The sequence below is a fragment of the Nocardioides daphniae genome (assembly GCF_004777465.1).
Lineage (GTDB): Bacteria > Actinomycetota > Actinomycetes > Propionibacteriales > Nocardioidaceae > Nocardioides > Nocardioides daphniae.
In genome coordinates, this window is record NZ_CP038462.1 from 2536116 (window position 1) to 2555455 (window position 19340).

Annotated in this window: 24 protein-coding genes and 1 pseudogene; 8 read left to right on the forward strand and 17 right to left on the reverse strand. The window is 71.7% G+C overall.

What is annotated here, in order from left to right; all coding sequences use genetic code 11:
• Positions 1-46: 46 nt before the first annotated feature.
• The 5 genes from E2C04_RS12485 to E2C04_RS12505 form a co-directional block, all read right to left on the reverse strand.
• Positions 47-2971, reverse strand: coding sequence for a UPF0182 family membrane protein (locus tag E2C04_RS12485; RefSeq protein ID WP_135832839.1), 2925 nt, complete (start codon positions 2969-2971; stop codon positions 47-49).
• The gene (locus E2C04_RS12490; protein ID WP_229721672.1) at positions 2968-3534 is read right to left on the reverse strand and encodes a PPA1309 family protein; all 567 of its coding nucleotides are present in this window, start codon (positions 3532-3534) and stop codon (positions 2968-2970) included. Before E2C04_RS12490 ends, E2C04_RS12485 begins: the two co-directional genes overlap by 4 nt.
• Positions 3531-4586, reverse strand: a complete 1056-nt coding sequence (locus E2C04_RS12495; RefSeq protein WP_135832840.1) for a YlbL family protein — start codon at positions 4584-4586, stop codon at positions 3531-3533. Before E2C04_RS12495 ends, E2C04_RS12490 begins: the two co-directional genes overlap by 4 nt.
• Before the next feature lie 27 nt (positions 4587-4613).
• Positions 4614-4895, reverse strand: a complete 282-nt coding sequence (locus E2C04_RS12500) for a hypothetical protein (RefSeq protein ID WP_229721671.1) — start codon at positions 4893-4895, stop codon at positions 4614-4616.
• A 77-nt stretch (positions 4896-4972) separates the two neighbouring features.
• Entirely contained in the window at positions 4973-5404 is a 432-nt protein-coding gene (locus tag E2C04_RS12505) for a molybdenum cofactor biosynthesis protein MoaE (RefSeq protein ID WP_135832841.1), read from the reverse strand.
• A 63-nt stretch (positions 5405-5467) separates the two neighbouring features.
• Between E2C04_RS12505 and E2C04_RS12510 the strand changes: the two genes are divergently transcribed.
• Both E2C04_RS12510 and E2C04_RS12515 read left to right on the forward strand, forming a co-directional pair.
• Positions 5468-6838, forward strand: a complete 1371-nt coding sequence (locus E2C04_RS12510) for a zinc-dependent metalloprotease (protein WP_135832842.1) — start codon at positions 5468-5470, stop codon at positions 6836-6838.
• Positions 6835-7419: an NUDIX hydrolase gene (locus E2C04_RS12515; RefSeq protein ID WP_135832843.1), complete on the forward strand. Its 585-nt coding sequence runs from the start codon at positions 6835-6837 to the stop codon at positions 7417-7419. The genes E2C04_RS12510 and E2C04_RS12515 overlap by 4 nt, the downstream gene beginning before the upstream one ends.
• 10 nt (positions 7420-7429) lie before the next feature.
• On the opposite strand, the gene E2C04_RS12520 is transcribed toward E2C04_RS12515, so the two are convergent.
• From E2C04_RS12520 to E2C04_RS18805, 4 genes are all read right to left on the reverse strand, one after another.
• Entirely contained in the window at positions 7430-7960 is a 531-nt protein-coding gene (locus E2C04_RS12520) for a M48 metallopeptidase family protein (RefSeq protein ID WP_135833795.1), read from the reverse strand.
• Positions 7961-7971: 11 nt separating this feature from the next.
• Positions 7972-9012, reverse strand: a complete 1041-nt coding sequence (locus E2C04_RS12525) for a PHP domain-containing protein (RefSeq protein ID WP_135832844.1) — start codon at positions 9010-9012, stop codon at positions 7972-7974.
• Between the two features lie 330 nt (positions 9013-9342).
• Complete coding sequence (locus E2C04_RS18800; RefSeq protein WP_202977786.1) at positions 9343-9699, reverse strand: enoyl-CoA hydratase/isomerase family protein; 357 nt, start codon at positions 9697-9699, stop codon at positions 9343-9345.
• Positions 9636-10151 carry an enoyl-CoA hydratase/isomerase family protein gene (locus E2C04_RS18805; protein WP_202977787.1) on the reverse strand — a complete coding sequence of 172 codons (516 nt, stop codon included), beginning with the start codon at positions 10149-10151 and terminating at the stop codon, positions 9636-9638. Before E2C04_RS18805 ends, E2C04_RS18800 begins: the two co-directional genes overlap by 64 nt.
• 176 nt (positions 10152-10327) lie before the next feature.
• Here E2C04_RS18805 and E2C04_RS18120 point away from each other — a divergent pair, with 176 nt between their 5' ends.
• Both E2C04_RS18120 and E2C04_RS12535 read left to right on the forward strand, forming a co-directional pair.
• Positions 10328-10486 (forward strand): DUF5679 domain-containing protein, encoded by a 159-nt coding sequence (locus tag E2C04_RS18120; protein ID WP_170213509.1) that lies wholly within the window; start codon positions 10328-10330, stop codon positions 10484-10486.
• Between the two features lie 133 nt (positions 10487-10619).
• Positions 10620-11411, forward strand: coding sequence for a hypothetical protein (locus E2C04_RS12535; RefSeq protein WP_135832845.1), 792 nt, complete (start codon positions 10620-10622; stop codon positions 11409-11411).
• Between the two features lie 2 nt (positions 11412-11413).
• Here E2C04_RS12535 and E2C04_RS18125 read toward each other — a convergent pair whose 3' ends face one another.
• The 5 genes and pseudogenes from E2C04_RS18125 to E2C04_RS12555 all read right to left on the reverse strand — a co-directional run bounded on the left by E2C04_RS18125 (position 11414) and on the right by E2C04_RS12555 (position 14923).
• Positions 11414-11575, reverse strand: coding sequence for a hypothetical protein (locus E2C04_RS18125; protein ID WP_170213510.1), 162 nt, complete (start codon positions 11573-11575; stop codon positions 11414-11416).
• 141 nt (positions 11576-11716) lie between these two features.
• Positions 11717-11941, reverse strand: a complete 225-nt coding sequence (locus tag E2C04_RS12540; protein ID WP_135832846.1) for a hypothetical protein — start codon at positions 11939-11941, stop codon at positions 11717-11719.
• Positions 11942-11945: 4 nt separating this feature from the next.
• Positions 11946-12260, reverse strand: a complete 315-nt coding sequence (locus E2C04_RS12545) for a WhiB family transcriptional regulator (RefSeq protein ID WP_135832847.1) — start codon at positions 12258-12260, stop codon at positions 11946-11948.
• Positions 12261-12408: 148 nt separating this feature from the next.
• On the reverse strand, positions 12409-12699 hold the full coding sequence (locus E2C04_RS12550) for a hypothetical protein (protein ID WP_135832848.1): 291 nt from the start codon (positions 12697-12699) through the stop codon (positions 12409-12411).
• A 164-nt stretch (positions 12700-12863) separates the two neighbouring features.
• Positions 12864-14923 (reverse strand): annotated as a pseudogene (locus E2C04_RS12555) (ATP-dependent DNA helicase UvrD2).
• 134 nt (positions 14924-15057) lie between these two features.
• Between E2C04_RS12555 and E2C04_RS12560 the strand changes: the two are divergent.
• Entirely contained in the window at positions 15058-15507 is a 450-nt protein-coding gene (locus tag E2C04_RS12560; protein ID WP_202977788.1) for a GNAT family N-acetyltransferase, read from the forward strand.
• Positions 15508-15538: 31 nt separating this feature from the next.
• Here E2C04_RS12560 and E2C04_RS12565 read toward each other — a convergent pair whose 3' ends face one another.
• Complete coding sequence (locus E2C04_RS12565; protein WP_135832849.1) at positions 15539-15976, reverse strand: VanZ family protein; 438 nt, start codon at positions 15974-15976, stop codon at positions 15539-15541.
• Between the two features lie 232 nt (positions 15977-16208).
• Between E2C04_RS12565 and E2C04_RS12570 the strand changes: the two genes are divergently transcribed.
• Positions 16209-16439: a mycoredoxin gene (locus E2C04_RS12570; RefSeq protein WP_135833796.1), complete on the forward strand. Its 231-nt coding sequence runs from the start codon at positions 16209-16211 to the stop codon at positions 16437-16439.
• 27 nt (positions 16440-16466) lie between these two features.
• On the opposite strand, the gene nudC is transcribed toward E2C04_RS12570, so the two are convergent.
• Positions 16467-17426, reverse strand: a complete 960-nt coding sequence (gene nudC / locus E2C04_RS12575; RefSeq protein WP_135832850.1) for an NAD(+) diphosphatase — start codon at positions 17424-17426, stop codon at positions 16467-16469.
• A 106-nt stretch (positions 17427-17532) separates the two neighbouring features.
• Between nudC and deoD the strand changes: the two genes are divergently transcribed.
• Entirely contained in the window at positions 17533-18252 is a 720-nt protein-coding gene (gene deoD / locus E2C04_RS12580; RefSeq protein WP_135832851.1) for a purine-nucleoside phosphorylase, read from the forward strand.
• A 47-nt stretch (positions 18253-18299) separates the two neighbouring features.
• Here the strand turns inward: deoD and E2C04_RS12585 are convergent, their stop codons facing one another.
• A complete protein-coding gene (locus tag E2C04_RS12585) occupies positions 18300-18560 on the reverse strand; it encodes a hypothetical protein (protein ID WP_135832852.1) in 261 nt (86 codons plus the stop codon).
• 114 nt (positions 18561-18674) lie between these two features.
• Here E2C04_RS12585 and E2C04_RS12590 point away from each other — a divergent pair, with 114 nt between their 5' ends.
• Positions 18675-19337 (forward strand): class I SAM-dependent methyltransferase, encoded by a 663-nt coding sequence (locus E2C04_RS12590; protein ID WP_135832853.1) that lies wholly within the window; start codon positions 18675-18677, stop codon positions 19335-19337.
• Positions 19338-19340 lie beyond the last annotated feature (3 nt).

A 19340-nucleotide genomic window follows, 5' to 3' on the forward strand; every position in this document is an offset into this window, starting at 1 on the left:
GACGGGGTCGAGCGGTTCCTAATCGGGGTGGGTCACACCCACCGGATCACTTCTTCTCGGAGAGCTCCACGGCCTCGTTCACGAGCTCCTTGGCCTTCTCGATCGCCTCGGCCCACGCCACGGTGTCCCCGTCGCGCTGGGCCTTGTCGGCGGCCGCGAACTGCTTCTCCGCCTGGGCGAGCAGCGACCGGATCTGCTGGTTGACCGTGCCGGACGCCGGCGGCTGGTCGCCACCCTTGTCGCCGCCCTTGCCACCGTCACCCGAACCGCTGGGAGTCGGGCCGGAGTCGTCGACGCCGAGCACGTCCGCGATCGCCCCACGCAGCGTCGGCGCGATCCCGACGTTGCCGCCGTAGGAGACGAGCACGAAGCTCAGGATCGGATAGCTCGACTCCGACGCGTCACGCGCGGCGTACAGCGGCTGCACGTACATCAGGCCGTCGCCGACCGGCAGGGTCAGCAGGTTGCCGTAGCGCGGGTTGATGCCGCCCTGGTCGAACGAGAAGAGCTCGTCACGCACGTCCTCGTCGGACGCGATCTCGTTGGCCACCTGGACCGGACCGTTGGTCCGCTCGTCCGACAGCTCCAGCACCTGGATCTTGCCGTAGTCGCTGCTGGTGGCGTCGGAGTTCACCGAGACGAAGGCCGCGAGGTTGTTCTTGTCGCGCGGCACGTAGACCGACGTGAGCGACCAGATCTGCTCCGCGTTCGGGTCCTCGTCACCCTGGGGGTTGGCGAAGAGGCGGTAGGGCGGCTGCTGGCTGTTCTCCACGTTCGGGTCGTTCGGGACCTCCCACCGGTTGTTGCCGGCGTACCAGTCCTTGGGGTCGGTGACGTGGTAGCGGGCGAACTGGTAGCGCTGCGCCTTGAAGAGGTCCTCGGGGTAGCGCAGGTGGGAGACCAGGGCCTCGGGAATCTCGTCCTTGTCGAGCACGGTGCCGGGGAAGACGTTGCGCCAGACCTTGAGGATCGGGTCCTCCTCGTCCCAGGCGTACAGCTTCACCGTGCCGTCGTAGGCGTCGACCGTGGCCTTGACCGCGTTGCGGACGTAGTTGATCTCGTCGGTCGGCAGCGTCTGGAAGCCCAGGTCGTCCTGGAGCGAGTCGTCGATCATGTCCTCGAACGACTCCTTCTGCGACAAGGGGTACTTGTCGGTGACCGTGTAGCCGTCGAGCACCCACTGGATGCGACCGTCGACGACGACCGGGTAGGGGTCGGAGTCGACCGTGAGCCACGGGGCGACCTTCTCGACCATCCGCCGCGGGTTGCGGTCGTACAGGATCTTGGAGTCGTCGTAGATGCGGCCGGAGAGCAGGAAGTTCGGCTCGCCGTACTTCACCGCGTACAGCAGGCGGTTGAAGGCGCTGCCCACCGGCACGCCGCCCTCACCGTCGTAGGTCGAGGTGGGGCTAGAGCCCTCCTCGCCGCGCGGCAGGTCGAGCTCGACGTCCTTGCCGTCCTCACCGGACTTGCCGACGACCGAGTAGCTGGGGCTGGTCTCACCGAAGTAGACCCGCTGCTCGAACGGCTCGTCGGAGAGCTCGCTGAGCGCCTTCTGGCCCGCCTCCTGGCCCTCGGCCCACTGGATCGCCTCGGCCTGGCTGCCGTCGTCGGCCGGACGCTGGTTGGCGTAGGCCGCGATCATGCCGGAACCGTGGGTGTAGACGGTGTGCAGGTTCGCCCAGTTGCGGTCAGACTCGGCGAGGCCGCTCTGGTCGAGCTCACGCACGCCGAGCACGAGGGCGCGCTCCTGGCCGTCGAGGGTGTAGCGGTCGACGTCGAGCACGTCGGGGACCGTGTAGTACGCACGGACCTGCTGCTGCTGCTCGAAGGTGGGGCTGACCAGCTTGGGGTCGACCAGCGGCACCGACGAGGTGCCGGTCTCCAGCTGCGCGAGCGCGGAGCCGAGGTCGGGGGCGCTGGTGTAGCGGTTCACCTCGACGTCGTCGAGGTTGTACGCGGCCCGCGTCGCCTCGATGTTCTTCTCGATGTACGCCGCTTCCTTGTCGGGCTGGTTGGGCGCAACCTGGAAGCGCTGCACGATGCCCGGCCAGAGCATGCCGAGCAGGATCGCCGAGAGCGCCAGCAGGGCGATGCCGACCGACGGCAGCATCCAGGTGCGGCGCCACACGTTGAGGAAGAAGAGGACCGCACAGATGATGGCGATGCCGACGAGGATGTTCTTGGCCGGCAGGACCGCGTTGTCGTCGGTGAAGTTCATGCCCGTGATCAACGAGCCCGAGCTGTTGAGCAGGTCGTAGCGGTCGAGCCAGTAGTCCGCGGCCTTCGCCAGCACGGCGACACCGAGCAGCACCGAGACCTGGATCTGGGCGGCCGGGCTGAACTTGTCGCGCTGCGCCTGGAGGCGGATGCCGCCGTAGAGGTAGTGCACGACCAGCGCCGCCAGCAGGCCGACGACGGCCGCCGCCAGCAGGAAGTCGACGACGAAGTGCAGCCAGCCGAGCTCGAAGACGTAGAAGCTGACGTCCTTGTCGAAGTAGGGGTCCTTGGTGCCGAAGTTCTCGCTGTGGCGCCACGTGGTGAACTCACGCCACCGGCCGGAGCCCGACGCGCCGGCGAAGAGACCCATGAGCACCGCGAAGCCGGCGAGCGCCCACCCCTTCACCGGCTTGATCGCCTCGCGGTAGCGGTCGAGGCTCTCCTGCTCCACCGAGGTGGGACGGAAGAACGGCCGGAACCGGTGGGCCAGGTACATGTTGAGCGCGACCACGACGGCCATCAGCACGCCGAAGACGAGGAAGAGACCGATGCGGGTCAGCACCAGGGTGGTGAAGACGCCGGAGAAGTCGACCGACTTGAACCACAGGCGCTCGGTCCAGAACGCCGAGAAGGCGGTCAGCGCGAGGAAGCCGACCAGGAGGATGCCGGCGGTGATGACCAGCGCACGCGAGCGTCGCTGGGGAGGGCCCGGCGCCGGCGCCGCAGCCGCGGGAGGACCGAAGAGGCTCATGCCTGCACCTCGTCCGCGTCACGCAGGGTGCCGAGCACCAGCTCGACGAGACCCGGTACGAGGTCGGTGCCGTCGACCACGGACTGCTCGTCGTCGTGGGCCTTGAGGCGCAGCGCGCAGTAGGTCGCGCCGGCGCGGGTCGCGCCCGCGACCATGCGGACCTCCTGGCGCAGCGGGTGCTGGCGCGCGAAGGCGGCGGCCTCCTCCGGGTCCTCGGGGATCTCGGGGTCGACCTCGGGCGGCAGCACCAGGCGCTCGACGACCACGCAGCACCCGTCGACGGTGGGCGGCCAGACGATCGACTCCAGCGCCTGCTCGATCGGGTTGTCGCTGGAGTACTGCTCCTGCTCGATCGCGGTCAGCGACCCGGGCACGGCGCTGTCGGCCAGGCCCATGGCCTGCGCCATCTGGGGCTCGGCCTCGAGGAAGCGCATCGTGTCGACCAGCGCGTAGAGGCGGGCCGGCTGGTCCCACCCCTCACGGCCGACGTGGGCCTCGACCTCGAGCACCGCCGACGCGAGGGCTGGGTCGGTCAACGTGGCGTCCATGGGCTCGTCGGTCACTTCTCCTGCTTTCTGTCACAACTGGGCAGTGCGGCGTCGGGGTCGTCGACCCACGCCTCGATCGACGTCAAGGCGTCGTTGAACTTGTCGGCGCGCACCAGGCGCATGTCACCCGGACGCGCACCGAGTGCCTCCTCGCAGTTGGAGGCAGGGACCATGAAGAGCTCGGCGCCGGCGTCGCGGGCCGAGGCGATCTTCTGCGCCACTCCCCCGATCGGGCCGACCGTGCCGTCGGCGGCCATCGTGCCGGTGCCGGCGATGGTCGCCCCGTCGGTGAGCGAGCCGGGGGTCAGGGTGTCGTAGACGCCGAGGGAGAACATCAGCCCGGCGCTCGACCCGCCGATCGACGGGTCGATGTTGAGGTCGACGTCGAAGGGGAACTCGTAGCCCTGCGCGGGGGTGATACCGATGCGCAGGTCGCCCTCGACCATGCGCGGCTGCACCTCGACGGTCCGCTCGGCCCGGGCGCGACGGATCGTGAAGGACAGGGTGTCGCCCTCCTTGGCCGCGTCGACGGCGTCGACCACGTCCTGGGGCGTGGAGACCGCCTTGTCGCCGACCGCGAGGATCACGTCACCGCGCTCGAGGACCCCGTCGGCGGGCATCCCGTCGCTGATCAGCAGCACCTCCACGGCCGACGGCACGTCGAAGCCGAGACGCTGCATCGCCACCGCGACCGCCACGTCCTGGGACGAGGCCATCTGCACGGCGCCCTCGAACTCGACGTCCTCACGGCTCTGGTCGGGCGAGTAGACCGCTTCGTACGGGAGCACCGCCTTGTCGCGGTCGAACCACGCGGCCATCACCTCGAAGAGGTTGACGCGGGCGTTGGGCCGGGTCACGTAGACGGTCGTGAGCAGCAGCTCACCCGAGTCGCGGTGCGCCTTGTCGTCGGAGACCTGGACGATCTCGTCGCCCTGGCTCTCGCCGAGGACGTCGACGGTGAGCCCGGGCGAGTAGGTGACGTAGGGAAGGGGCACGAAGACCGCGACCAACCACAGTCCCACCACGAGGGGCAACGCGAGGAGGCCCGCAAGGGTCCGCTGACTCATGGCGCCAAGCCTCTCAGACCGCGGCAACTAGCGCGCGGCGCGGGGGCGACGCTCGTCCGACCCCGGTCCGGAGGCGGACGAACCGCCCTGCTCGCGCGGGGGTCGCACGGCGATCCCGGTGCTGCGGTCACGCTCCCGGGCCGGGGGCGTACGCGGCACCGCACGCTCGCGCTCCAGGGCCTTGGCGAGCCGGGCCGCGGCGACCTCACGGTCGACCTCACCACGGCCGTCGCGGCCGAGCCAGCCGATCCACGCCATGGCCACGCACGTCACCACCACGCTCGGCGCGAGCCACCACAGGATCTCCACGGTGCAACGGTAGGACGCTCGTGGCGCGGTACGACGGTCCCACGCCGCAGGGAGGCGCCGACCCACGTCAGGCAGCGTCAGGGGGTGCCGACCCACTCGTCGGAGCCGTCGTCGAAGCGCTGGTGCTTCCAGACCGGCACCTCGGCCTTGAGGGTGTCGATCAGTGCACGGGAGGCCCGGAACGACTCGTCGCGGTGGGCCGAGGTGGTGGCCACGACGACGGCGACGTCGCCGATGTGCAGCGTGCCGACCCGGTGCACGGCAGCGACGCCGAGCACGTCGAAGTCGGCGGCGACCCGGTCGGCCACCTCCTGCAGCCGCGCCATGGCCGTGGGGTGGGCGGAATAGCCGAGGCCCTCGACGCCCCGCCCGCCGTCGTGGTCGCGGACCTGCCCGACGAAGAGCGTCAGCGCGCCGGCCGCGTCGTCCTGCAGGGCCGCCACCACCTCGCCCACGTCGAGCGGCGCCTCGCGCAGGTCCACCAGGCGTACGACGTCAGGGGTGCTCATCCGCCGCAGTCTAGGCGGGTCTACGACGACTCCGGCGACCGTCCGGCCAGTAGGCTCGCAGTCATGAATGAGATCCCCGGCGGCACCGGAGCTGGCGACGACGACGGCGACCAGAACCCCTTCAAGGGCACCCCGTTCGAGCAGATGTTCTCCGCCTTCGGTGGGGCCTTCGGTGGGGCCTTCGGCGGCGCCACGGGCGGCGCCGGTGGGCCGGTGCCCGACCTCAGCGCGATCATGGCGCAGTTCCAGCGCATGATGACGCCGCACGACGGCCCCCTCAACTGGGAGTTGGCCGTCGACACCGCCCGCAAGGCCGTGGCGCAGGGCAGCGACCCCTCCCCGACCCAGCGCCAGAAGGACGCCGTCGCCGACGCGATGCGACTGGCCGACCTGTGGCTCGACCCGACCACCGACTTCCCCTCCGGCGTCGTGAGCGCGACCGTCTGGAGCCGCGCCGAGTGGATCGTCGAGACCACCGACGTCTGGAAGAAGCTCGTCGAGCCGATGGCCGGCTCGGCCGGCGACGCCCTGGCCCAGGCCCTGCCCGAGGAGATGCGGGCGATGGCCGGCCCCCTGCTCGGGATGCTGCGCCAGGCCTCCGGCGCCATGCTCGCCAACCAGGTCGGTGCCGCCCTCGGCGGCCTGGCCGGTGAGGTCTGGAGCTCGACCGACGTCGGCCTGCCGCTGGCGGCGCCGGGCCGCGCCGCGATCGTGCCGGCCAACGTCACCGAGTTCGCCGCCGGCCTCGACGTCACCGAGGACGACGTGCTGCTCTACGTCGCGCTGCGCGAGGCGGCCCACCACCGCCTCTTCGCGCACGTGCCGTGGCTCTCGGCGCACCTGCTCGGCGCGGTCTCCGACTACGCCGCCGGCATCGAGATCGACACCAGCGGCATCGAGGAGCAGATGCGCGGCCTCGACATGAACGACATGGCCTCCATGCAGCAGGCCTTCGAAGGCGGTCTCTTCGACCTGAAGCCCTCCCCCGCCCAGCAGGCAGCGCTCGAGCGCCTCGAAGTGACCCTGGCCCTGGTCGAGGGCTGGGTCGACGAGGTCGTCGGCCAGGCCGTCGGCGAGCGGATGCCCTCGGCCGGCAAGCTCCAGGAGGCCGTGCGCCGTCGGCGCGCTGCCGGCGGCCCCGCCGAGCAGACCTTCGCCAACCTGGTCGGCCTGGAGCTGCGTCCCCGACGCCTCCGCGACGCCTCCACGCTGTGGGGGTCACTGCGTACGCGGCAGGGCACCGAGGCGCGCGACGGCGTGTGGATGCATCCCGACCTTCTGCCCTCGGCCAGCGACCTGGACGACCCGCTGGGCTTCCGCGAGGGCGCTGACGCGACGACGCTGAGCGACGAGGAGTTCGAGGCGGGGCTCCGCGACCTCCTCGGCGGCCCGGGCGAGGACACCGACCCCGGCCCCGGCACGGAGCAGCCGTGAGTGGTGAGGCGTTGCACGCCGACGCCTGGGCCCGGCTGGTGGAGTGGCAGCCGACGGCCGGCCGGCAGGCCCGGCTGCGCGACCGTTTCGTCGCCCACCTCGCCTCCCAGCCCGAGGGCATGACCCGCGCCTGCTTCCCCGACCACGTGACCGCCGGCGTCGTCGTCCTCTCGGCCGACCTCGACCACGTGCTGCTCAACCTGCACCGCAAGGCCCAGCGGTGGTTCGCCTTCGGCGGCCACTGCGAGCCCGGCGACGCCACCCTCGCCGATGCGGCCCTGCGCGAGGGGCTGGAGGAGTCAGGGCTGGAGAGCCTTCGGCTGGACCCCGTCCCGGTGCACCTCGACGAGCACGAGGTCGGCTTCTGCGACCCGCGTGGCCCTGTGCGTCACCTGGACGTGCGCTTCACCGCGCTGGCTCCCGAGGGCGCGTCGCACCGGGTCAGCGAGGAGTCCCTGGACGTCCGGTGGTGGCCGATCCACGCTCTGCCGGACGACCTCGAGGACGAGATGCACGAGCTGATCGCGACCGCCCGCGCCCGGTGGGCGAGCCGGGTGGGCGCTGCGGCGGGCGAGGCCTGAGCGGGCCTGCTCAGTCGACGTACTCGCTGCCCGGACGGTCGACGTCGGCCGCGTCGGACCACCCCAGCAGGTAGCCGCGGGCGCGCTCGGTCTTGGGGTAGCGGTTGACCCACGCCCAGAAGTCGTCGTCGTGACCGGGCACCAGCAGGTGGGCGAGCTCGTGCACCAGCACGTAGTCGATGACCCAGGTGGGCATCCCCTGCAGCCGTGAGGAGAGGCGTACGGAGCGGTCCCCCGGCGTGCAGGACCCCCAGCGGGAGCGCTGGTTGTCGACCCAGCGCACCGAGGCCGCGGTGGCCAGGCCGCCGAAGATCTCGTCGTTGAGCTGGGCGGCACGCGCCATGAGCTGCTCGTCGGAGGGGCGCTTGCGGGCCTCCGAGCGCTCGAGCCGGCTCACCATCTCGGCGACCCACTTCTGCTCCTCGCGCTTGCTCATCCAGGCCGGCATGAGCACGACGACCTTGTCGCCGTCGCGGTAGGCGGAGACGGTCCGACGGCGGCGCGCGCTGCGTCGCACCTCGATCGCCGCACCGTCCTCCATGTGGATTGAGGTTACGGGTTCGCCCACGCCAACAGGCGTGCTTCGGGCCAGGTGTTGACGATTCGGTCGATCTCGATGCCCGCCGCCTCGGCCCGGGCGCAGCCGTGGGCCAGCAGGTCGAGCTGCCCGGGGGCGTGGGCGTCGGAGTCGATCGAGAAGAGGCAGCCGATGTCGCGCGCCAGCTCGATGAGGGCGGTGGGCGGGTCCCGGCGCTCAGGGCGGGAGTTGATCTCCACCGCGACGTCGTTGGCCGCGCAGGCCTCGAAGACGGCGCGGGCGTCGAACTGGCTCTGCCCGCGGGTGCCGCGGCTGCCGGTGACCAGGCGACCGGTGCAGTGGCCCAGCACGTTCATCCGCGGGTGCTCGGTCGCCGCGACCATCCGCCGGGTCATGGCGGCCTTGTCCATGCCGAGCTTGGAGTGGACGCTGGCGACCCGCACGTCGAGGCGCTCCAGCATCTCGTCGCTCTGGTCGAGCGAGCCGTCGTCGAGGATGTCGACCTCGATGCCCTTGAGGAGGGTGAAGCCGCTGCCGGCCAGGTGGCCGTTGACCGCCTCGACCACGTCGAGCTGGCGGGCCAGCCGCTCGGCGGAGAGCCCGCGGGCCACCTTGAGCCGGGGTGAGTGGTCGGTGAGGACGAGGTACTCGTGGCCGAGCTCGATCGCCGTGAACGCCATCTCCTCGATCGGCGAACCGCCGTCGGACCAGTCGGAGTGCGAGTGGAGGTCACCGCGCAGGGCAGCCCTGACGGTCTCGCCTCCGGTGACGCCACGGTCGCCGTGCTCCTGCTCGGCCCGGGCCAGCCGCTCGGGCAGGACGCCGGCCAACGCGTCGGCGATCACCGAGGCCGTGCTGGAGCCGATCCCGGGCAGCGAGGTCAACGTGCCCGCGTCGGCGTGGGCACGCAGCTCCTCCTCGCCCAGGGGCAGGATCGTGGCGACGGCCGCCCGGTAGGCCTTGACCTTGTAGGTGTCCTCACGGGCCCGTTCCAGCAGGAAGGCGATGCGGCGCAGGGCCGCGACCGGGCCGTCGTCGTACGGCGTGTCAACCACCGTTCCTCCTCCACAGGTCGTTCCCTCGGATCTGTGCAGGTCAACTGCCCTGGGCGGCGCTCACGCCGGGCGTGTCCTACACATCTGGATCCCCAGGGCTTCCGGCGTTTTCCACCGTGGTCCCCGGCGATCAACAGGGTTGTCCCCAAGGTTTTCCACAGGTTGTGGGTTGCTCTTGGCGCCAACCGGTTGACCGGCGCCGGATCTGCCTCATACCGTGTGCCGCAGATGAGGCCCCCGGCCATCATCCACGGACGTTCGCAAGGGGAAGGCTAGCGGCCGTGGACGGCAGGGGGCCTCTTCATGTCCGCAGGGCTGTACGCGGCTCGCTCAGCGCCCCTCGAAGCGCGGCGCACGCTTCTCCTTGGCGGCGCGGATCCCCTCCTGGAGGTCCTCGGTGGCCAGCGTGATCGGCTGGGCCATCGCCTCCCACTGGAGCGCCCGCTCGATCGAGGCGTGCCCACCGTCGCGCAGGGCCAGGGTGGTGAGGCGCGACGCGATCGGTGCCCGGGCCGCGATGTCGGCCGCCACGGCCAACGCCTCGTCCAGGAAGCCCTCGCGCGGCAGCACCCGCGAGACCAGGCCGAGGCGCAGCGCCTCGTCGCCCTGCACGATCCGACCGGTCAGGAAGAGGTCGCGGGCGGCGGCGTGGCCGACCACCTCGGGCAGGAGGAAGGTGCCGGCCATGCCCGGGTGCAGGCCGAGCTGGGTGAAGGGGACGCCCATCTTGGCGCCTTCGACCGCGAGCAGCGCATGTCGCAGGCCAGCGCCAGGCACAGGCCGGCACCGATCGCCGGGCCGTTGACCGCGGCGATCGTCGGCACCTCGAGGCGTCGGATCGAGAGCCAGGCGCGGTAGAAGGGCAGCATCCGGTCGCGGAGCGCGTCGACGCTGGCGTCGGGCTCGCTGGCCAGCCAGTCCAGCTGGCCACCGGAGGTGAAGGCGCTGCCCTCACCGGTCACCACGACCGCCCGCACCGACCGGTCTCCGGCCAGCTGGTCGACCGCGCGCACCCACGAGGCGGTCATCTCGTCGGACATCGCGTTGCGCTGGTCGGGGTTGTCCAGGGTGAGCAGGACGACGCCGTCGCTGGGCCGCTCGAGACGCAGATGGGTCAGTTCACCGGTGTCAGCAGTCATGGAGGGCAGCGTACGCACGCCTGAGGCCAACCGCGGCGCGCCGGTGTGCCGCGCTTGCGTGAGCGTGAGCGTGTCGTAGTGTTTCCAAGGTCCAAGGGCATCAGCCCGGACTCCGGCGGGCTTCCCCCGAATCCCCGTCGCGACGACCGAGAACCACAACAAGCAAGGAGGCCGTCATGGCGGAGACCTGGAGCGGCGAGTTCTACTGCGTCAAGTGCAAGGAGAAGCGCGAGGCGTCGGGCGAGGTCAAGGTCAACGAGAAGGGCACCCGGATGGCCAAGGCCGTCTGCCCGACCTGTGGCACCAACCTCAACCGCATCCTCGGCAAGGCGTGACGCACGCCCCCTAGCGGTTTCGGACGGCGTCGCCCCACTGGGGCGACGCCGTCCTGCATTTCCCCGGCACCTGGGCGCTCGGCGCCTGTGGATGACTCCGGCGAGGGCGCTCAGGCGCTGCCAAGGTGGATGCATGCCAGCCACCGCTCCCCTGACCCGTCTGCGCCGCGGCGTCCCGGTGCTGCCCCGCGGCGACGGGCTCCTCCTGGTCGGCACCGACCCCGAGCACCACGTCCTCCTGCCCGACACCCCGTCGGTGGCGCGGCTGCTGGTCCAGCTCCGCGTCGGGATCCCGCCGGCCGGCACCCGGGCCGACGACGCCGCGACGGCGACCGTCCTGGCGGCCCTCACCCATGCCGGACTGCTCGTCGACGCCGAGGAGCAGGCCTTCCTGGCTGACGCGCGGAGGGCGACGAAGGTGGTCGTGCACTCCCCCGGACCGTGGCGCTCGATCGTCGAGGAGTGTGTGCGGGCGGCCGGCCTGGGCGTGACGACCGGTGCCGGCGACGTGACGTGGGTGGTCGCCGCGGGCGCGCCCAACTGGGAGCTCCACGACGCCCTGGTGGGGCAGGACGACCCGGTCCTGTTCACCACCGTGCACCCGTCGCGGGTCTGCCTGGGGCCGTTCGTGCTGCCCGGCACCACGGCGTGCCTGCGCTGCCTGGCGGCGCAGAGTCACGACGTACGCCCGCCGCGCACCGCCGCGCGTGAGCCCGTCGACCTGCCCGAGGACCTCGAGCCCCTGCTGCTGCGCCAAGCGCTGCTGCGGGCGGTCGGCGACCTCACGGCGTGGGCCGAGGGGCGGAGGCCCACGACGTGGTCGGCCACCTCGTGGATGGACGGGTCAGCGACCCCGGGGCCGGTGCGCACCTGGGAGCACCACCCCCACTGCGGGTGTGGCTGGGACCAGTCGCTGACCGGGTGACCTCACCACCAGTCGCTGTCGAACTTGCCCTCGATCGCGCGCAGGTGCTCGCGTGAGCAGGTCACGCAGTGGTGGAGGGTGCGCCCGCGCTCGACCGACGTCGTCCAGCTCAGCGCCTCCGCCTCGGAGGTTGCGCGGGTTCCGCAGAGCGCACAGGTCACCACTCCTCCACCGTACGCCCGTCGCCCCGGACGCGCCTCGAGCCGGACCCGTCGCATCGGGTCCGGCTCGAGGGTGTGTGCACCCAGCGATCAGATGAGTGCGGATCGGCCTGCTCGTCACCCACCGGGGTCACGGAGCAGGGGTCACAGTGCTCGCGCGATGGCGAGACGTGCCTGGAGCGCGGCCTTCTCGGCCTGGCGGCTCAGGCGGCGGGCGAGGACCATCTGGTGGCCGCGCCTCAGCTCCTGCGCCTCTCCCAGGCGCGCGGCCATGCGTGCGCGTGCGAGCTCTTCAGAAATCATGTCGTGCATCTCGGTGGTTCCGTTCTCTTCACGTGTGGTCGTCCCGGTCGGGACAGGAATGTTCATCGGGTCAGGCCGCCGCGCCGGCGTCCGGGTTCTTGCGGGGCCGGCCGCGGGGCCGCTTGCGCGGGATCACCACTCCCTGGAGGAGCAGCTCGCCACCCCACACGCCCCACGGCTCACGCCGTTCGAGCGCGCTCTCGAGGCAACGACGACGGGCGGGGCACGCCTGGCACAGGCTCTTGGCGCGCTCCACGTCGCTCGGGGACTCGGCGAACCACAACTCCGGGTCGTGGGTCAGGCAGGGCGACACCCCTGAGTCGGAGACGGGGACGACGACCGGTGCCTGGAATGACATCGACGGGTCGAGGAGCATTGCGGTCATTCTGGTCACCTCCTTCACTGCTGATCTGATCGCTGGTGCTGGGTCTGATCGGGCTGGGTCGTTCGCGCTGGGTCTGTGTTCCCCAAATGCGAAAGGCCGCGGATTCCCTGGTGGGATTCCGCGGCCCGGAGGTGCCGTCCTGTGTCTCTCAACAGGGCGGTGGACTCCAGACGACGGGTCCCTGGATGGCAGCGATGGCTGCCGGCTTGGCAACGTGCTCGGCGTGCTTGGCGGCGGCCGTCGTCACGACGACGGCGTGGGCACCCGCAAGGGCGTCCACAGCCACGAAGCCAGCAGCACGGGCGGCGCGCTCGGCACGGAGACGGACTCCTCCACCGAAGCCATTGGTGGCACGCCACGCCTGAGCGATGGCGGCACCCGGCACGAGGGCGCGCTGGCACGACTGCTGGGCCGTGTAGGTCACGTTGATGTTCTCCATGGGGTTCCACCTCCTCAGGTGCGTCGGGCGCCGACCTTGATGGGGCCGTGTGCGCTGCTCGAAAAGTACGTGGACGAATTTAGTGCTGGGTTCGCTGAGGGCGCAAACCATTTATTGAAAGAATTCTTCCCGAGCCTAAAATGCGACTCGGACGGGTCGTTGTTTCACCCGTCGGCGAGCAGCGCGAAGAGCTCTTCCCCGTACTGCTCGACCTTCTTCGGGCCGACCCCCGAGATCTTCAGCAGGGCCGCGTCGGACTGCGGCTTGTGCTCGGCGATCAGCTGGAGCGTGGTGTCGCGAAGACGACGTACGGCGGCACCTCGTCGTCGGCCGCACGGGCCTTGCGCCAGGCGCGCAGCTCCTCGAAGAGCGCCTCGTCGTACGTCGCGGGGCACAGGTCACAGCGACCCACCTTCTTCTCCGCCGCGGTGCTCAGCGGGCGGTTGCAGACCCGGCAGTGCCGACCCTTCGCCGGGCCCTTGCGCCGCAGCGTACGGGTGCCGGCTCCGGCGGAGTCGTCACCCTCCCCCACCACCGAGTCGAGGAAGCGGGAACGGTTGCGGTTGCCCTTGCCGCCGGGGTTGCGGGCGTAGGCCCAGCTCAACGACAGGTGCTCGCGGGCTCGGGTGAGGCCGACGTAGAAGAGCCGTCGCTCCTCCTCGACCTCGGCCGGCGTCTTCGCGTAGATGATCGGCATGGTGCCCTCGACCAGGCCGACGAGGAAGACCGCGTCCCACTCGAGCCCCTTGGCGGTGTGCAGGGTCGCCAGCGTGACACCCTCCGCGACCGGGGCGTGCTGCTCGGCGGCCCGGCGGTCCATCTCGTCGACGAAGGCGCCGAGGTCGTGGCCGGACTCGGTCGCGAAGGCGACGGCCTGGTCGACCAGGGCCTGCCACGACTCCCACTGGTCACGGGTCTGGCCGCGCGAGGCGGGCGGCGTGGTCGACCAGCCGAGCCCGGACAGGGTGGCGCGCACGGTGTCGAGCATGTCCTCACCGGCCTCGCCGGAGCGGGCGGCACCACGCAGCAACGTGACGGCCTTGCGCACCTCGGGCCGCTCGAAGAAGCGGGCGGCGCCGCGCACGACGTACGGCACGCCCTTGTCGGCGAAGGCGTCCTCGAAGTTCTCGGTCTGGGCGTTGATGCGGGTGAGCACGGCGATCTCACGGGCGGGGAGCCCGCCCGCGATCAGGGCGGCGACCCGCTCCGCGACCGCGGTGGCCTCGGCGACCTCGTCGCTGTGCCCGGTCGCGGTGATCTCCGGCCCGGCCGGACGCTGGGCCCGCAGCCGGACCCCCTGGCTCCCCGTCCCGGCGAGGACGGCGTTGGCCGCCTCGACGATCTGCGGCGTCGAGCGGTAGTTGCGCACCAGCTCCACCGAGGTGGCCTGCGGGTGGCGGTCGGTGAAGGAGCGCAGGTAGGAGGCGTCGGCACCGGCGAACGAGTAGATCGTCTGCGCCGGGTCGCCGACCACGCAGATCTCTTCACGCCCACCCAGCCAGAGGTCGAGCAGCGCCGACTGCAGCGGCGAGACGTCCTGGAACTCGTCGACCACGAACCACTTGTACTGCCGGCGCACCTGCGCCGAGACCCGCTCGTCGTCGGCCAGCAGGCCAGCGGTCCAGAGCAGGACGTCCTCCATGTCCATCCGGCCCGCGTTGCGCTTGACCTCCTCGTAGGCCTCGTAGACGTGGCCCACGGTGGTCGGGTCGACGTCGCCCAGCTGGCGACCGCGCCGGATCGCGGCGACCGCGTAGCCGTCGGGCGAGACGTTGGAGACCTTGGCCCACTCGATCTCGGAGGCCAGGTCGCGCAGCAGCGCCTGGTCGGAGGCGATCCGCTGGCGGCGGGCGGCACTGGCGAGCATGCCGAGCTTGGACGCGGTGAGCTCGGGCAGCTCGCGGCCGTGGACCCTGGGCCAGAAGAATCGCAGCTGGCGCAGGGCGGCGGAGTGGAACGTGCGCGCCTGGACGCCCCCGGCGCCCAGGGTGCGCAACCGCGTACGCATCTCGCCTGCGGCCCGGGCGGTGAAGGTGACGGCCAGGACCTCGCCGGGCGCGTAGAGGCCGCTGGCCACCCCGTAGGCGATCCTGTGCGTGATCGCCCGCGTCTTGCCGGTGCCGGCGCCGGCGAGCACCCGGACGGGGCCGCGCAGCGCCTCGGCGACCCGTCGCTGCTCGGGGTCGAGGGCGACCAACAGGTCGTCGGGGGTCACTGGCGTCACTGCTCCTGCGGGTCTCGTGCTGACGGGTCGAGCCTAGACGTCACCGACGACAGTCCTGCGTGCGCCTGTGGAGGAGCAGGAGCCGGCGCCGGGACGGGCCTTCGCCCCGCGCCGAAACCCGGCACCATGACGCCATGGACCTACGCATCTCGCCCGCCGACTTCGACGACCTGGCCCTGCCGGCGTTCCTCACCGACCACCTGGCGGAGCTGGAGCCGACCGCGCCTGCCGAGAGCAGGCACGCGCTGGACCTCGACGGGTTGCGCGCCCCGGGCGTACGTCTCTGGGTCGCCCACGCCGACGGCCCGCTGGTCGCCACCGGCGCGACGGCTGCGCTGGCGGAGCCGGGGCACGAGGAGGTCAAGAGCATGCGGATCGCACCCAGCCATCGCGGGCGCGGCGTGGCCCGGCGGATGGTGGAGCACCTGGTGCGCGACGCCCGGGCTCGCGGCGTCACCCGCCTGTGGCTGGGACCGGGAGCATGGAGTTCTTCGTGCCCGCGCGCTCGCTCCACGCCACGGTGGGCTTCGAGCCCTGCGGCCCCTACGGCTCCTACACCGACGACCCGAACAGCTTCTTCATGACGCTGGCTCTCTGAGGAGATGCGGGGCCGGGTCAGGACGCGTCGGCGCTCACCAGCTCCGGCCCACGGTCGCCGGAGAACCGGTGGTGGAGCTTCAGCGCGACCAAGGCCAGGAGGGCGCCCAGCGCGGCGCCGATGGTGTTGGAGACCCAGTCGTTGGTCGAGCAGGAGCGCCCCAGCGCGGGCACCACGGCCTGCACGGCCTCGATGAGGAGCGACGCGCCGCTGGCTCCCAGCAACGCGACGACGGGACGGCGCAGCAGCACCCCCAGCAGCAGCACCACGGGGACGAAGAGGATCACGTTGGCGACCAGCTCGACCGCACCGAGGGTCGGGACCGACCACTCCACGAAGCAGCCGCGCTCCAGGTCGCGGCTCGTCGGCACCAGCGTCAGCGCCGTCAGCACGACCAGGGCCAGTCCCAGCAGGACCCCCGTGGTCCGACGACGGTCGACCAGCCAGGCCCCCACGAAGCGGGCCGAGCACGACCAGGGCCGCCAGGGTCACGGTGGTGAGCCAAGGATGTTCGACAAGGATCGTGGAGAGCACCGGCGTACGTTACGACGGGCAGCAGACGCGTCGGGGAATCGGGGACGCGCCCGTACTGTTCCCCCCAGACGGAGCGAGGCAGCCGTACGGGCTTCCCGCTCGCCACCCCGTCCCAGCAGAGGAGTTCGTGTGAGCGCCGAGGCCCAGTTCACCATGTACAGCACGCCGTGGTGCGGCTACTGCCACCGCCTGAAGAGCCAGCTCGACCGCGAGGGCATCCCCTTCGAGGTCGTCGACATCGAGCGGGTCCCGGAGGCGGCGAAGCTGGTCGAGGAGGCCAACGGCGGCAACCAGACGGTGCCGACCCTCGTCTACTCCGACGGCAGCGCGCAGACGAACCCGAGCCTGGCCCAGGTCAAGGAGAAGCTGGCCTCGCTCGCCTGAGCGCGACGCTGATGAGCCGGTGAGGACTCAGCGGCGCCAGACGTCCCCGCCGGGCAACGGCCCGCCGTGGAAGGCGGTCAGCAGCGACGCCGAGATGGAGACGCTGCGCGGCACCGTGAGGGTGCCGTCCTCGAGGCCGGCGCGCAGCTGCGCGCGGGTGAACCAGCGGGCGTCCTCGATCTCGGCGCCGTCGACGTGGATCTCGCGTGAGGTCGCGCGGCCCGTGAAGGCGACCATCAGGCTCGCCGGGAGCGGCCACGGCTGGGAGCCGAAGTAGGAGACCTCACCCACGCGTACGCCCGTCTCCTCGTAGGTCTCGCGGCGCACGGCGTCCTCCAGGGTCTCCCCCGGCTCGCAGAAGCCCGCCAACGACGACCACTGCGTGGCGGGCCACTTCGCCTGCCGGCCCAGCAGCACGGCCTCGTCGTCGCTGCCCGGCTCGCCGACGGTGATCGTCATGATCACCGCCGGGTCGGTGCGGGGGAACTGCGAGCGGCCGCAGTCGCCGCACCGCAGCTCGTGGCCGGCGGCGTACGACGTCAGCCCACCACCGCAGCGGGGACAGAACCGGTGGGAGCGGCGCCACTCCGCGAGCCCGATGGCGTGGAAGAGCCACGGCGCCTCGTCGGCCGCGGTCTCGTCGCCGGGGGCCAGCAGGCCGAAGAGCCCACGCAGGCCGACCCAGTCGTCGGTGCCCCCGACGACGTCGTCGCGCTCGGCGAGCAGCGCAAACCGCGTACGTCCGTCGCGCTGCCCCAGCAGCAGCCGCTCGCCGTGCGGGGCCAGGGCGGCCGCCTCGGTGGGCGTGAGCCACGGAACCGTGCCACCGGTGGCGTCGACGCGTCCCCCGGAGACCACCAGCACACGGGTGGCCGGGTCGGCCCACTGCTCGTCGAGCCAGGCCGCGTCGGTGCGGTGCAGGGCTTCACGGTTGTGGGCCCGCACCGACAGGGCCACGTGCGGGAGGGACTGCTCGTCGCGGCTCACACGGCGACCCTACTGGCGCGCTGCACGGACCTGCGTTGGCCGGCGCTGACCTGCCCTGGCCGGCGCTGGCCGGGTGAGTGTCGGCGGACGCGGGTAGGTTGCCGGGATGAGCACGCACATCGGAGCCGACCCCGGTCAGATCGCCCCCACCGTCCTCTTCCCGGGCGACCCGCTGCGGGCGAAGTGGATCGCGGAGACGTTCCTCGACGACGCCACCTGCTACTCCCAGGTGCGCGGGATGCTCGGCTTCACCGGCACCTGGAACGGCACCCCCGTCTCGGTGCAGGGCTCCGGGATGGGCCAGCCGTCGATGGCCATCTACGCCAACGAGCTCTTCCGCGACTACGACGTGCAGTCGCTGATCCGGGTCGGCTCGTGCGGCGCACTGACCGAGAAGGTGGCGATCCGCGACGTCGTGCTCGCCTCCGGCGCCTGCACCGACTCCTCCAAGAACACCCACCGCTTCAGCGGCTACGACTATGCCCCCGTCGCAGACTTCGGGCTGCTGCGCGCCGCCCACGACGCGGCGGCCGAGATGGATGGGGTCACCACCCACGTGGGGCTGATCTTCTCCAGCGACTCCTTCTACTCGCCGCGCCCCGAGCTGATGAAGGCCCAGGTCGAGCACGGCGTGCTGGCGGTCGAGATGGAGGCGAGCGCGCTCTACACGCTGGCCGCGCAGTACGGCCGTCGCGCCCTGGCGATCTGTACGGTCTCGGACCACATCGTGACGGGCGAGGAGACCACCGCCCAGGAGCGGGAGCAGACCTTCGCGGCGATGGTCGAGATCGCCCTGCGGGCCGGCCTCTCCCCCCACCTGGCCTGACCTCCCACCCAGGGTCGTCCCACTGCTGGCGCACCGGGTTCCGGTGATCACCGGGGTCGCGTGAGCGCCTCAGAACCACCACGACGAGACGACGGGCCGGAGTCGTAGGTGCAGGTGAAGCCCGACCGGCCCCAGGCGTATGTCACCGACTCCGACGCACCGTCGGTGGTGCAGGCCGCCTCCATGCGCCACCACCCGAGGCGGAGGTAGGCACACGTCGCGGCCAGGAGGAGCGTCACGGCCAGCAGGGCGAAGAGCCACGGGCGCAGCCGGCGCCGGGCGGTGCGAACAGGGGCGGCGGTCGACATGCCCCCTGTTCTCCCACAGCTCGGTCGTGCTCGGGTGGGGACGACGTGAAGATCCCGTGCAGGTAGATGGGGAGCGCCTTGTCCTGACGGGGCGCAGCGGCGCAGGCTGTGAGCATGACCGACCACCAGCACGACCACGAGCACGACGCGGACGCGCCCGACTACTTCGAGGCGACGGGGTGGGAGGAGCGCTACGCCGGCGAGGAGAAGATCTGGAGCGGCGAGCCCAACCCCCAGCTCGTCGCGGAGGTCACGCCGCTGACGCCGGGAACCGCGCTCGACGTGGGCTGCGGCGAGGGCGGCGACGTGATCTGGCTGGCCCAGCACGGCTGGCAGGTGACGGGGGCGGACTTCTCGGCCAACGGGTTGGCGCGCGCCGCTCGGCACGCGGAGGAGGCGGGCGTCGCCGACAACACCGACTGGTGGCAGGTCGACGCCCGTGAGTTCGACGCCGGCGGGCGTCAGTGGGACCTGGTCACCACGCACTTCCTGCACCCGCCGGCCGGCGGCATGGTCGAGGTCGTGAGCAGGCTGGTCGACGCGGTGGCGCCGGGCGGTCACCTGCTGGTGGTGGGGCACGCTCCGACCGACGACCACGGCCACCAGCTCACCGGGCCGCAGCACGAGGCGATGTTCCGGGCCCGTGACCTGCTGCCCGCCCTGCCGGAGAACTTCGAGGTCTTCGTGGTGCAGCAGCGGCCCCGGGTCGTGACCCGCGACGGCGTACGCATGGAGATCGAGGACTCGACCCTGCTGGCGCGCCGCGTGGGCCTGTGAGCC

What these genes read in the sequence shown, in the direction of transcription:
- E2C04_RS12485 (WP_135832839.1), bottom strand. Translation starts at nt 2,971, where the DNA reads ATGAGCCTCTTCGGTCCTCCCGCGGCTGCGGCGCCGGCGCCGGGCCCT.
- E2C04_RS12495 (WP_135832840.1), bottom strand. Translation starts at nt 4,586, where the DNA reads ATGAGTCAGCGGACCCTTGCGGGCCTCCTCGCGTTGCCCCTCGTGGTG.
- E2C04_RS12505 (WP_135832841.1), bottom strand. Translation starts at nt 5,404, where the DNA reads ATGAGCACCCCTGACGTCGTACGCCTGGTGGACCTGCGCGAGGCGCCG.
- E2C04_RS12510 (WP_135832842.1), top strand. Translation starts at nt 5,468, where the DNA reads ATGAATGAGATCCCCGGCGGCACCGGAGCTGGCGACGACGACGGCGAC.
- E2C04_RS12520 (WP_135833795.1), bottom strand. Translation starts at nt 7,960, where the DNA reads ATGGAGGACGGTGCGGCGATCGAGGTGCGACGCAGCGCGCGCCGCCGT.
- E2C04_RS18800 (WP_202977786.1), bottom strand. Translation starts at nt 9,699, where the DNA reads ATGGCCGGCACCTTCCTCCTGCCCGAGGTGGTCGGCCACGCCGCCGCC.
- E2C04_RS18805 (WP_202977787.1), bottom strand. Translation starts at nt 10,151, where the DNA reads ATGACTGCTGACACCGGTGAACTGACCCATCTGCGTCTCGAGCGGCCC.
- E2C04_RS18120 (WP_170213509.1), top strand. Translation starts at nt 10,328, where the DNA reads ATGGCGGAGACCTGGAGCGGCGAGTTCTACTGCGTCAAGTGCAAGGAG.
- E2C04_RS12535 (WP_135832845.1), top strand. Translation starts at nt 10,620, where the DNA reads ATGCCAGCCACCGCTCCCCTGACCCGTCTGCGCCGCGGCGTCCCGGTG.
- E2C04_RS12540 (WP_135832846.1), bottom strand. Translation starts at nt 11,941, where the DNA reads ATGAACATTCCTGTCCCGACCGGGACGACCACACGTGAAGAGAACGGA.
- E2C04_RS12545 (WP_135832847.1), bottom strand. Translation starts at nt 12,260, where the DNA reads ATGACCGCAATGCTCCTCGACCCGTCGATGTCATTCCAGGCACCGGTC.
- E2C04_RS12550 (WP_135832848.1), bottom strand. Translation starts at nt 12,699, where the DNA reads ATGGAGAACATCAACGTGACCTACACGGCCCAGCAGTCGTGCCAGCGC.
- E2C04_RS12560 (WP_202977788.1), top strand. Translation starts at nt 15,058, where the DNA reads ATGGACCTACGCATCTCGCCCGCCGACTTCGACGACCTGGCCCTGCCG.
- E2C04_RS12570 (WP_135833796.1), top strand. Translation starts at nt 16,209, where the DNA reads ATGTACAGCACGCCGTGGTGCGGCTACTGCCACCGCCTGAAGAGCCAG.
- deoD (WP_135832851.1), top strand. Translation starts at nt 17,533, where the DNA reads ATGAGCACGCACATCGGAGCCGACCCCGGTCAGATCGCCCCCACCGTC.
- E2C04_RS12585 (WP_135832852.1), bottom strand. Translation starts at nt 18,560, where the DNA reads ATGTCGACCGCCGCCCCTGTTCGCACCGCCCGGCGCCGGCTGCGCCCG.
- E2C04_RS12590 (WP_135832853.1), top strand. Translation starts at nt 18,675, where the DNA reads ATGACCGACCACCAGCACGACCACGAGCACGACGCGGACGCGCCCGAC.